The organism is Mesomycoplasma ovipneumoniae (assembly GCF_038095995.1).
In the GTDB taxonomy this organism is placed as follows: Bacteria; Bacillota_I; Bacilli_A; order Mycoplasmatales; family Metamycoplasmataceae; genus Mesomycoplasma; species Mesomycoplasma ovipneumoniae_F.
The window spans coordinates 594,760-607,422 of sequence record NZ_CP146005.1 but is presented as its reverse complement, the minus strand read 5'-3'; the positions used below and the strand labels follow the sequence as shown (position 1 = coordinate 607,422).

At 27.3% G+C, this 12,663-nt stretch carries 10 protein-coding genes; 3 read left to right on the top strand and 7 right to left on the bottom strand.

Features of this window, described 5'->3' with window-relative positions:
• Positions 1-14 precede the first annotated feature (14 nt).
• The 3 genes from V3249_RS02305 to V3249_RS02295 are packed head-to-tail and all read right to left on the bottom strand — an operon-like array spanning position 15 to position 3,897.
• Positions 15-3,110, bottom strand: coding sequence for an HsdR family type I site-specific deoxyribonuclease (locus tag V3249_RS02305; RefSeq protein ID WP_337897093.1), 3,096 nt, complete (start codon positions 3,108-3,110; stop codon positions 15-17).
• Between the two features lie 6 nt (positions 3,111-3,116).
• Positions 3,117-3,422 carry a restriction endonuclease subunit S gene (locus V3249_RS02300; RefSeq protein WP_341517663.1) on the bottom strand — a complete coding sequence of 102 codons (306 nt, stop codon included), beginning with the start codon at positions 3,420-3,422 and terminating at the stop codon, positions 3,117-3,119.
• Positions 3,423-3,426: 4 nt separating this feature from the next.
• Entirely contained in the window at positions 3,427-3,897 is a 471-nt protein-coding gene (locus tag V3249_RS02295) for a hypothetical protein (protein ID WP_341517442.1), read from the bottom strand.
• A gap of 103 nt (positions 3,898-4,000) precedes the next feature.
• On the opposite strand from V3249_RS02295, the gene V3249_RS02290 reads away from it, so the two are divergent.
• A complete protein-coding gene (locus tag V3249_RS02290; RefSeq protein ID WP_332976865.1) occupies positions 4,001-5,248 on the top strand; it encodes an IS3 family transposase in 1,248 nt (415 codons plus the stop codon).
• Here V3249_RS02290 and V3249_RS02285 read toward each other — a convergent pair.
• The 3 genes from V3249_RS02285 to V3249_RS02275 all read right to left on the bottom strand — a co-directional run bounded on the left by V3249_RS02285 (position 5,213) and on the right by V3249_RS02275 (position 10,686).
• Positions 5,213-5,695, bottom strand: a complete 483-nt coding sequence (locus V3249_RS02285) for a hypothetical protein (protein WP_341517441.1) — start codon at positions 5,693-5,695, stop codon at positions 5,213-5,215. The genes V3249_RS02290 and V3249_RS02285 overlap by 36 nt on opposite strands.
• Positions 5,695-8,376: a type I restriction-modification system subunit M gene (locus V3249_RS02280; protein WP_341490668.1), complete on the bottom strand. Its 2,682-nt coding sequence runs from the start codon at positions 8,374-8,376 to the stop codon at positions 5,695-5,697. The genes V3249_RS02285 and V3249_RS02280 overlap by 1 nt, the downstream gene beginning before the upstream one ends.
• A 639-nt stretch (positions 8,377-9,015) precedes the next feature.
• A complete protein-coding gene (locus V3249_RS02275; RefSeq protein ID WP_341517440.1) occupies positions 9,016-10,686 on the bottom strand; it encodes an Mhp366/Mhp367 family surface (lipo)protein in 1,671 nt (556 codons plus the stop codon).
• Between the two features lie 168 nt (positions 10,687-10,854).
• Here V3249_RS02275 and V3249_RS02270 point away from each other — a divergent pair, with 168 nt between their 5' ends.
• Together V3249_RS02270 and V3249_RS02265 are read left to right on the top strand one after the other, a co-directional pair.
• Entirely contained in the window at positions 10,855-11,373 is a 519-nt protein-coding gene (locus tag V3249_RS02270) for a hypothetical protein (protein WP_252262628.1), read from the top strand.
• Between the two features lie 34 nt (positions 11,374-11,407).
• Positions 11,408-12,091: a ribonuclease III family protein gene (locus tag V3249_RS02265; RefSeq protein WP_252262629.1), complete on the top strand. Its 684-nt coding sequence runs from the start codon at positions 11,408-11,410 to the stop codon at positions 12,089-12,091.
• Here the strand turns inward: V3249_RS02265 and V3249_RS02260 are convergent.
• Positions 12,051-12,614, bottom strand: a complete 564-nt coding sequence (locus V3249_RS02260) for a DUF402 domain-containing protein (RefSeq protein ID WP_337895778.1) — start codon at positions 12,612-12,614, stop codon at positions 12,051-12,053. The genes V3249_RS02265 and V3249_RS02260 overlap by 41 nt on opposite strands.
• Between the last annotated feature and the right edge of the window lie 49 nt (positions 12,615-12,663).

Sequence of the window (12,663 nt, the reverse complement as noted above, 5' to 3'; positions counted from 1 at the left end):
CATAATTTTGCTTTTTAAGTTAAAATTTTAGCTTTTTTAGCTCGACATTCTTTGATAAATTCTTTAACTAATTCACGAAGATTAACCGGTTTAACATTTTCAATATTTTTCCTATTTAACTTTTGTGCGATATACTTTTTTACTTCATAAGTCAATTCGACTTGAATTAATTCAGTAAGTTGGTTATTTTTATTAATATCTCCATTATCGTTAATAATTTCTTTAAGTTTATTGATATTGACCCCCGTTGATTTTGTAAACTCAATTATTTCTTTATCCAAATTCTCTCTTTGTTTTTGTTTAACACAATCTTTGATATCAAAAGATTTTCCTTTTTCTCACATTTTCTTTAAGCAATCTTTTGCAAGTTCTTGATCAGTTTTTTCAAAATTAGTTATTAGCTGGTGTTTATATTTTTGTAAAAATTTATCCCAACTTAATGAAAAATTATCGTCCATACCTTGAATGTATGTTTCATATGTAACAGTATGAAAACTTGTGGGAATATCCTCTTTTTCAATAATAAGATCTTCATATTCTTGACCAGGATTAGAAGCGATGAATTTGCTTCAATCAACATTTTTATATCTGAATTTTATTAATTCCCACTGTTCTTCATTTAACAAAATTTTTTGGTTGTTTTTGTTTTCTTCCCAAGAAAAATTGTGGATAAAGACAATATTTAAATTGTAGCGAATTTTGTTAAAATATTCTAAAAATTTACGAAAATCATCCTTATTATCATCATCTAAATCGGGAACACAGTTAAAATCATCGCAATCTCATTTAATAAAAAGCTGCTTTAGACCATTAAAATTGGCATTTATTTCATTTAAATGTTGTTCAATGTTTACAGGATCAACCATTTTTGGATCACCACAATCATACAATTTTAAAGCTTTCATCATAGCACTATGCATATAATGTGGTCGGTTGTAAAAAACTATATTTCCATGAGGTTTAAAATTAGGGTTTTCAATACGATTTGTTCTTGAAACCGCTTGAATTAAATGTTCATTTTCAACAACGCGATCAAAATAAACGGTGTTTATGTATTTTGAGTCATAACCTGTTAAAAGTTGATAAACAACAATTAACAAATCTAATTGATATGGGTCAGTGTTATCTTTTGATCCAGATGATCGCTGTCGTTTTTTTTCTAACCTCTCCTGAATATCCTTTTTAAATTCCTCAGGAGATTTAATATTAGCATTAAAATCTTGATTATATTGTTTTAAAATTTCATCTTTGGCTTCTACTCGATATAAAAAATCATCCTTAGATGAATCGACTAAATCATCAAAGAGTGCGGTAATCTTTAAATTTAATCCTTGTTTTTTAATTTCATCTCTAAAAATTTCAAAATATTTAATAGCACTAGTAATTGATTTAACGGTAAAAATTGCTGAATAAAAACCCTTATCACTTATATTTTTTCATTGCTTTAAAATATCTTTTGCAACCTCTTTTTTGTAACCAGTATTATACCTTTTTTCGAACTCAGTAAAAATTTTCTCCTCAAGTTCAATTATTTTCGGATCTTCGTTGAGAACTTGGTTATACTCATTAATTTCAATCTTGTCGTCCACTTTTTTTTGAATTTCTTCAAGTCTTGGGGCAAGTATATTATTCAAAAAACGGTATTGACAATAAAATTTTAACACTTTATTATCTTTAATAGCTTCCGACATTTTGTAATTGTGCAATTCTGAGCCAAAAATTTCCTGAGTACTTATGCCCTCTTTTGTGTTATTAGTTAAAATTGGTGTTCCTGTAAAGCCAAAAATAACTGAATTTTTTTTAAATTCCGACCTTATTTTATTAAGCATGTCGCCAGAAGTTGATCTGTGCGCTTCATCAAAAATGAATGTTTTTCTTATTGATGCAATTTTTGATGACACCTTGTCATTTTTTGTTTTTAAAGATTCTGCCGCCTTTGATAATTTATGAATTGAAGTTATAATTATTTTATGACTAATAGAATCTTCACGAAGTTCATCAATTAGATCTTTAGTTGTTTTTGGCACTTTAACCTCAATTTTTTTCGAAGGATTTCACTTATCATACTTTTTTGAAGTTTGGTTGACCAGTTCGATACGATCAGCAACAAAAAATACAATATCACTAAATTGTTTTTGTAAAATAAGAGTTGCTAATTTAAAACTAGTAAGTGTTTTTCCTGAACCGGTTGAGTGCCAAACAAATCCGCCTTGGTCGATTTTTCTTGAATTGTTAAAAAATTGCTTTCGCTCGAATTTCTTTCTAATTTTCTCAACCGCATGAACTTGATAACTTCTCAAAATTTTAAGATTCATATCATTTTTGTCGGCGATTGTGTAGTCAGCAATCATTTTATGGACTGTGGGAATACTGAAAAATTTATCAATTAACACTGAATAATCATTTATAACTTCATTATCTTTATTAGCTCATTTTAAAAAATTTTGTTTTTTAATATTTTCAGTTTTAGTTGTATTTGGCAAATACAACATTTCATTAGGTTTCATAGCAACCACAATTTGCACTAATTTAAAAATACCATTATAAAATCCAGAATCGGCATAATTTTTTATTTGCTGTATAGCGTCATTAATTGGTTTATGATTTTTTAATTCAATATGAACTAAAGGCATCCCGTTAAATAAAAGCATTAAATCAGCTCGATGTTTTATAAATTTTGTACTGGTAGCGGTTATTTGACGTGCAATTTGGTAAATGTTATTCCCTTTACCAATATCATGTTTTGAAAATATTCTTAATTGTACTGTTCTAATTTCTTTTTCACCACTTGGCTTATTGAATGTTCTTTTGATACTTATAAACTCATTAGTTATTAATGTGTTTAATTCATAAAAGTCTTTGTGTTTTTGGATCTGTCTAATAACTTCATCCATTTCTTCATCGGTAAGTTTAATATCATTAAGCTTATCCCTATTATTATAAAACAGAATTTTTTTTCAATTCTCTATTAAATCTTGTTCATTTATATTATTTAAAACATGAGAAAAACCCTTTTCGGGGTTAGAATGATCTATTAAACCTTTTCAGCCATGTTTTTGTAATTGATTAATTATTTCTTGTTCAAATTCTGATTCGTCTTTAAAATACATAATCACCTAAATAAACATTTTATTTAATAAAATTTTTTTAATTTTTTCAGAATAGGCAACTTTTTGCTCATAGGCAAGAATTAGAGAGTCGAAAGTCTCAAAAAGTTGCGAAATTTTTTGCTGCTCGCCAACATCTATGGTGAATTTTAGCTCAATTTTGAGGACATTTGAGCTAATTAAATGCGGGATTGTGCTTTGAGAAATAAATTTTTTGGAATTTTTTTCGAACTGAATTGCAAAAAGTGTACTTTCAGCATATTTTTTTGAAGTCAAAATTCCACAATTAGAGGTAGCGAAAAATTTTTCTTCAATAAATTTAGCCGATCCAGGATTTCCGTGAGTTGAAAAAATTATCTTTTTTGCTCCAAATATTCGTTGTAATAGCCAAATATTCCATGATTCTCTGTTTGTGATGAATATACCGGGTAGATGTATCCGCGGTCTCTCTCTCTCTCTCTCTCTCTTCTACAGGTCTAGTTTTTATTTGGTTTTTGGTTAGTGATTGGCCTCGGGAAAGCTCAAATAAATTTTTAACTTGATCAGTAATTCAGGCTGATTTGAAACCTTTGAATCTAATTGAAGGAAAATCTGAACTAAAATTAGCAAACATTTTGTTAGTAAAATCATTTTTAAGATTTTTCAGAAGGAGGATTGTTTCTTCAAGTTTATTAACTAAATTTTCAAAAGTTTCAAAAAGTTGCGAAATTTTTTGTTGCTCAAGATAAATAGGTTGAAAAAATACAAAATTAACAAAAAGTGGGAGTCAGTGACGTCCGTGGTGCCCCACATTGTAATTTATTTTTTGTAGAATTAAATAATTAAAATAAAGATTATCTTTTGAGTAAATTAGTACACCAATTTCAGACTTATTCGAAAAAAGGTGTGTCAAAATGAAACAATACAAATTCACAATTGAAGAGAAATTTAAATACATCAAAATTGCCGAATCTAGAGGCTTAAAAAACGCAATTTTGGATTTTGCAGAAGAATTTAGAGAAATTTACAAAAACAAATCTAAAAGTAAAAAAGCGGATAAAGAATGAATGTTGCATATATACGCTAATAATTTGATAAGAAATTGGCAAAAAAAGTTTTATAATAATGATATGAAAAGTTTAATTAGTACTCGTGGAAAAATCAAATCTCCACGCAAACCAAAGAAGAAATATACAATTAACGACCTTTCTGAAAATGATCGTGAAGTTTATCAAGAGATAATGGAGAATGTTCTTAGAAGATACGGAATTGACCCCGCAATTGTTCTTGAGGAACTCAAAAAACGAAAACAAGAGCAAGAAAAAGATAAAAACAAAATCGAAAATTCCACTAGAATTTGTAGTGTTTTTAACATTAATCGCACTTCTATTTATGAGAAAATAAGGGTAAAAAAACCACCAAAGAAAATGATTTATGATGAAAAATTACTTGAGTGAATTCGTGAAAATTTCCATTTGAATCGAAAGGTAAAAGGCCGAGACATCCTATATAATATTTACATAAATCAGGGAAATTATGTAAGCACGTACGTGTTTCAAAAACACTACGAATTTTTAGGATTAAAATCAATTGCTTATAAAAGGCAAGGAAAACCGGCGCCAAAAGAGAAAAAGTTTACACGAATTTGGACTGAAGATCATATCAAAGGTGAATTTTCCTCAGAAAATTTTGGTGAAAAATGGTTTGCTGATATTAAATTTATCAAAATTAACAACGAATGATTTTACCTACACTCAATTATTGAAACAAAATCCAATTACTTGCTCAATTTTTCGATTTCTAAAACAAGATTTTCAGAAGAAACTATAAACTTAGTGAAACAAACAATTAAAAAGTATAATATTAAACCAAAATTTTTCCATTCAGATCATGGTGTGGAATATGCAAACTACAAATTTGCTAATTTTTTGAAGCAAAATGGTATCCAACAATCAATGTCACCAAAAGGAAATGCTCTTGCAAACCGCCCTATTGAATATTTTTATGCAGTTTTTCAACGCGAATTAATTAATATTGAGGGTCAAAATTTTGAAAATGTGGCTATTGCTTATCAAAAAATAAGTTCATTTATTCATTGGTATAACTATGAAAGACCTCAAAGTTGCTTATCATATAAAACTCCAAGTTATTATATGAGGTAAATTATTTGTCCAAATTTTTAAAATGAACATGCTAGAAAAAATTAACAAAAGCGGTGTAATCAAAATCATAGGTAAAAAACTAATTGTCTGAGATTTTTCTACCAATTTAAGATTATCTTTTGAGTTTTTGTTAGTTATAAATTTAAGCGCTGAACTTCTAACTTTGAAATCAAAATTGATAAAGCGAGATTGAGTTGTAAAATCATCAAATAAAATTATTGGTGAATTTCCTGATGCTTTTTTAATATTTTTTGAGTCTTTTGCATAACCAAGCACAAAAGTTTTCCCCGGAGTTAAAACCGGAATTCCATAATTAAAATATTTAGTTGATGACTCGATATATTTTCATGGTTGTTCGTGTTTTAAAACATCACCCAATCTTTTTTTAACTCAGGGTTGGTTAAATCCACCTATTCTAATTTCAGGAATATTTTTATTTTTGGACATTAATTTGCCTTCAAAATATTAGATAATGTTTTAATAGCTTCCATGTCTGCGGGATTTCCCTCAAGTTCATCCAAAAAAGTACACATTTTTGCTTCCAAATCAGAAACTTTTTTTTGAATATCACCAAAAGTGTGTTTATATTTGTTTAACATTTCGGATATTCCTGAGATTTTCTCATCAACGAATTCCTCGTTTTTTTCCTTGAAAATCTTAATAAAATTATCTCACCATTTTGAAATTAATAACTCATAGAAACTATTTTCATCCAAATTCAAATATTGTTTGTATGATTTATCGTTTAACTCATTTTTTATGTTAGTTAAATCTTTTTTGATCTTTTCGATACCTGGATATTTTTCACTAATTTGAATTATTACTGACTCAAAAGAATCTAGAGCAAATGATTCGTTTAAGTTTTTAAATTCTTTAGCTAATTTTTTAATACAACTTTGATCAAAAGCATCTTTTTTATCATTATAAATTTTGCAAGTTTTGTCTTCGCCACTGCAATAGTTATAAGTGTTGTTTTTATCTTCGTCATCAATTGTTTTTTGAAGATCTTCTACTTCTGATTGGAGTTGATCGATTTGACTTTGAATCTCATTTAATTTAGCAAAAGAATCTGGAAAAAATTTTTGCTCAATTAAATTGTTACTAAAAAACCTTGATTTTCAAGTCTTATTTTTACCAGGCAAGTCTTCAATTTGATCTTTTAGAAATTCTTTAATATTTAGACTATCAGAATTACCAAATTTTTCCTTCAAAAGTTCTAAATCTTCTTGAACATTTTCAAAATTATCAATTACAATTTGGTAAACATCATAAATATCAATTAATGGAAATTTTAGAGATGAAAAAACATACTCAGTTATATCTTTTTCAAACTTAACTAAGTCAATACCCTTAATTGAGTTAATATTAGGTATCTTATCATTGAAAAAATTAATAAAATCAACCACTTTAGTTTGAAATGATTCAAGATAATTTTGAAAATCACTGTCATTATAAATAATATTTATATAGTCTTGCGAAAGCAAATCATAATAATCGCTGTTTTGCTGGCTTTCTTTAAACATTTTTTCCTTGATTTTAGGGAAATTGAGGAAAAAGTTATCAAAACGTTTTAGTTCCTTTTTGCTAATTGGGCCAAAAACTAATGAAAATAGGTCATAATCTTTTTCTTGATTTAATTCAATATACCTTGAAATATTTAGGTTAAAATTATTTTTTTCTATTTCGTCAAAACTAATTATTTTTGAAATTTCAGTTTCACGGCGCTCGTTAATAATATCGGCAATTTTTTTGATATGTGATTTATTAAAGCGGTTATTTTTGCCATCTTTAATATACATATTTGAGGCATCAACAAAAAGAATATCTCTATTCTCACGTAGCGTTTTCTTTAAAATGATAATAACAGTTTCAATTCCGGTTCCGTAAAACATATTTCCAGGAAGACCGATTATAGCATCAATGTGACCTTTTTCAACTAGTTTTCTTCTAATTTCGCCTTCTTTATTTTCGCGGAATAAAACTCCATGTGGTAATACAATCGCACCAATTCCGTTAGATTCTATGTGATATAAGTCATGCAATAAAAATGCATAGTCTGCTTTATTTTTGGGAGGAATACCGTATTCATCGAATCTTGTTTTATGACTTGCTTTTTCTGGGTCTCATTTTTGTGAATATGGAGGGTTTGAGACAACAGCATCGACACGTAATAATGTATATGCGTTAGGATCTCCGTTATCAAAATCAGGCCAATCATCTTCAAGAGTATCGGCGTTGCGAACTTTGATTTCGGTGGGGTTTATGTTTGACATAATTAAGTTCATTCTTGTTAAGTTAAAAGTTTCACTCTTAACTTCTTGGGCATAATAAGTAACTGGACTTTTACTACTATTATATTTTTTAAATTCTTTACCAATGTTTAAAAGCAGACCACCTGAACCACTTGTTGGATCATAAACAGTAATCTTATCGCGTTCTCTTAGGTGATATGCAACAATTCGCGACATTAAGTCACTAACTTCATGAGGAGTGTAAAATTCACCACTTTTTTTCCCGGCAGTTGAGGCAAATTGGGCAATTAAATACTCATAAATAAACCCAAGAACATCATATTCTTGTCTAGTCGTTGGGATGTCTTTGATAATATCAATAAGCCCAAGGATATTATCAGTTCTTTCTCCAGTATTATTACCGAGCTTGTCCAATTCATTTTCAAATTTAGAAAATAAATTCTTAAATAATGGCCCGAATTTATTTTTCTCAGTTTTATTAACGGCATCATTAAAGTCATTAAATGCTCTTTGAAAAACATCAATATTAAAATCGTTTTTATTCTCGACTCAATAATTAAATAAATTATGATATTCAATAAAATAACCAATTGAATCTTTAGTTAAATCTCTAATTTTATCAATTTCATCTTTATCTTCGATTTTAGTTTTTTCGAAATCGAAATTGGTAAAATCTAATTTATTATCAAAAAGATAAAGATCATCTTTACTAACACCATCTTCAATTAAATATTCAATTTGTTTTTGGCATAAAAATTTATATAAAAGCAAGCCTAAAATATAGTCCTTATATTCATAGGCCTCAAGATTTTTTCGTAGCGTTTTGGCAGCTTCTCAAATTTTTGCGCCAAGTTGCTGTTTAGTTATTTTGCTCATAAAAACCACCTGTAAATTAAAAAAATTATATCATATTAAGGAATTTTCGCTACTTTTTCCACATAAAGTTTACAAATATAATTTTGCAAATTTTCTTTTTTCCTTTAATTTGAACCAAAAATAAAAAAAGAAAAATAGTAAAAATACACTAATTTACTGTTGCTCCTGCAAGTCATTTTTATTTTTTTTATTTTTTTCTTCTTTTTAAAAAAGTTGTGGTATAATTAATATCAATTTCATATATATTATGAGATTTTTAAGATAAGTAAAAATATTTTAAAAATGTTGGTTTAATTCCCATCTCATAATAATTCTAGCAACCGGTGCGCCGGTATGAAACCAAGCGTAAGTTTAATTTAAAAACTTACGCTTTTTTATTTTTTATTTACAACAATTTTTTCGTTTTGAAAAAAGAAAAATAGTAAAAATACACTAATTTACTGTTTCTTGCGCAAGTCATTTTTTTTATTTCTTCTTTTTAAAAAAGTTGTGGTATAATTAATATTGATTTCATATATATTATGAGATTTTTAAGATAAGTAAAAATATTTTAAAAATATTGGTTTAATTCCCATCTCATAATAATTCTAGCAACCGGTGCGCCGGTATGAAACCAAGCGTAAGTTTAAATAAAAAAACTTACGCTTTTTTATTTATTACAATAATTTTATCGTTTTGAATTGGGGTAAACCCCTTCTTTTGATTAGAAGGATAAAATTCTTTTATTAATTTTGTTAAATTAAAATCTTCAGTAACAAGAGGGATTCCACCTGATAATGAAATATTTGTGTTTAATTTGTCGTAATAATTTTTTTCTATTCGTGAATTATTATCGTAAAAATTGTTAATTAAACCAAATCCATTAATAAATTGGAGTTCGCCTTTTTCGTTAAAAACTCCTGAACCAGAAGCGCCAGGTCCGTTGTTTGTATAAAAGTACAATGATAAGCGTGAAAAATTTTGCTGTGGATCAGAGGCATAAACGCCTTTGAAATTATTTTTCATAGGTTTTGACTTTGGTCAAAAAAGTCCTACATTAAAATCATAGGTTGAATCACCTTTTTTTCAAACTTTTTCTGAAATTTGAACAGGTTTTTCTTTGACCATTTTTTCTCAGAAATCAATAAAATTTTGATAAGTTGCTAGAAAATTTTCAAATTTTGACTCAATTGAATTATTTTTAGCACTATTAGGGTCAGGTATGGTTTGATTTTGTTGAATTTTTGCTAAAATATCGGTTTTATTTTCTTTATAAAATGTAGCTAATTTTCTTAAATCATCAATAAACTTTTTGTATTTAAAATAAAAAACTCCAACATCAAATTTTTGATTATCAAAATCAGAAGGAATTTCAAAATAATCATTATAGAAATTCATAAGAAATTCTAAAATTTGAACTTGATCAAAGCTGCTAATTTTTTCCTCATAAATTTTTTTTACATAAAAAAGTAATGCTATATTATCCCTGTCGATGCTATAAATTTTTCCATTTTGATATCATTCAAGAAAATTTCCGCCTAAGGTATTTCAGAATCTTATTTTTTGGGTTCTAATTTCGAAATTTTCATCGTTGTATTTATAACTTTCCAGTGGTCTTAAAACGTGATTATTTGTAATTAATAATGTTTTTTCATTATTAGAATCTAATATTGCAGCAGTTCCGGTCTTAAATTTTACGTTTTTTTGGTAAATTCAATCATATTCATTGGAATTATTTAAGGGTTGGGCATATGTGCCAATTCTATTAAGTTTAAATATTTGATTTCGTGCTTTTGAATCAAAAATTGTAAATTTTTGATTCAAAATATTAGATTTAAAGTTATTGTTTTCTTCAATTAAATTATTAACTAAAGGATAATTTAAGTCATAAACTAATAAATTATTATTTTTTGGGCCAAGAAAATTTTCTTCACTTTCTTTTGTGACAAAGTTATTTTCAGTATTAAATTTAAAGCGCTCATAGCCTTCAGGAAAAATAATCTTATTTTCTGTTATTTTTTTAAGATCTAAAAGAGAAAGTTGTTCAAAAAAACTTTCTCTTTGTCCATATTCTTGACTTAAATCTTGATTTTGATCACTAAAAAAATCATTAAACTGGTCAAGTTCAGCTAAGTAATCTTTGCTAAATTTGTTTTCGCTGTCAACTTTTTTGTCTTTGTCTGATTCAAGTAGTAAATCAATGCCACTAATTTTTTTTACAGGAGCCGCCGGTTGATTTAAATAATTGTAGGTCAAAAAAGCAGTAACTGAAGCTGCGCTTAGAAAAAATAACGCAAAAATTGAAAATAAAATCTTTTTTTTCCTTGTCATGACTCCCTTTTACATTAATGGATAATTTAATAAATTATATATAAAAATACTAAAAAGACAAAAATAAAACATAGAATATGAGGCAAAATAAAACATCAAATTCCAAAATATGGTAAAATTTAGTTAATTTTTTATTTTATTAATATATTATTAAGAGAAAGTATTTTAATGAAAAAAAGCATTTTTTTGACTTTTGTGGCTTTAGGTTTTTTAGTTTCTTGCGGGGATACTAAAATAGAATTTAGTCCTATTAATTCAAAACCTGGTTTTCAGGATGAAGTTAATCCCAAAAAAAACCCTTATCTTCTTGAACTTGTTGATAAAAATTATTCTTATTCAGACTTTAAAGCAAAATATCAGCAAATTTTTAAGCAAATTAAAAGCAAAAATGTTGATGAATTTCCTTTTGCTTGTGATAATGGCGCAAAAAATTGTCTAAAAGATCAAGAAATTAATTATCTTGTTATAAAACAGTTAGTAAAAGATAAAATTCTTAATTTTAGCTCTATTAGTGATTTACCTTTGCCTGAAAATATCCCTAAAATACAGGTTAGTTTTATTTCAATGATGTCAAAATTTTTTGATGAAGATAAAAAACTTACTTTACATCTCGAATTTGGCCACTTTCATTCAAGTCAACCACACATAGTTCAAGATCAACATTTTACGCTAAACTTCAAAAAATAAATATTAAATTGTCCGTAATTTTAAAAGGAGAACAATGCAATCTAATAAAAAAATTCACGAATTTTTGCAAAAATTAGATATTAAACCAAATTCAATAGATATTTATATTCAATCATTAACACATAAAAGTTACAACTTTACAAATCCCTCAACACCACATTATGAAATGTTAGAATTTTTGGGAGATTCGGCAATTCATTATGCTGTAACTCGGGCAATTTATGATAATTTTTATAAAAATGAAGGTAATTCAACTCAACTTCGCGCGGTACTTACCTCGACAAATTATTTAGCTAAAGTCTGCCAAGATTTAGGTCTAATTGAGCTTGTATTTTTAGGTAAAGGTGCATCTGAAATTCGTGAAAATAACAAGTTGAAAGCCGATGTTTTTGAAGCATTTTCAGCAGCAATTTTGCTTGATCAAGGTTTTGAAAAGCTTAATGAATTTTTGGCAAAATATTTGTATAATGGTGTAAATTTTGCATGCGAAAAAGAGTATAAAGATCCAAAGTCAATTTTTCAAGAGAAAATTCAGTCTTTTTCTTCGCTTAGTAAAATCAATTATTTACCAACTCGCCTTGCTGATGGAACTTTTCGTGTTGACCTAATTTGGGAAGAGAAAAAATACGGTATTGGCTACGGAAAATCTATTAAAGAAGCAGAATTTAACGCCGCAACTAACGCACTCAACATTTTTGCCGTTGACACAGATCAATAAAAACTTGAAGATACTCGTTACTAAAGAATGATTTTTTCTGCAAAAATAGGAGAAATATCTTGCTAATTTCGTTTGAAAGTATGCCTTCTAATTTTGCCGGATAGTTCAAAATTTCCTTATTTTCAAGGAATTCTTCCCGGTCAACAATATCAAAACTTTTTTTATTATAAATTTTAATATCGATATCAAAATCAACAAATTTGATTGTATTTTCTTCAAAAATAAAATCTGAAGCTAAATTTATATAGTAATGATAACTAAAATGTTGACCCGGTTTAAAAGTAATAATTGCATTATGCATTGTTTTTTTTGGAAAAACAAAAATAGTCGGTTCAGAAAAGCGTCATGATTTTGTGCCATATTTTTTCACAATGCTGCCATTTAAACTAACAACAACATGAGTGAGTGAATTTGAAATTACTCTTGCATTTGATCATTGGCGATACAAAAACCCATTATATTTATAGGCTTGAATGTTGATTATTCTTTCTGGATAAAGTTCTTGAAACGAGTTTTTTTCCATCATTTTTTTAATCCTTTTTTTTATTTTTAAATTATAATATTTTATACTA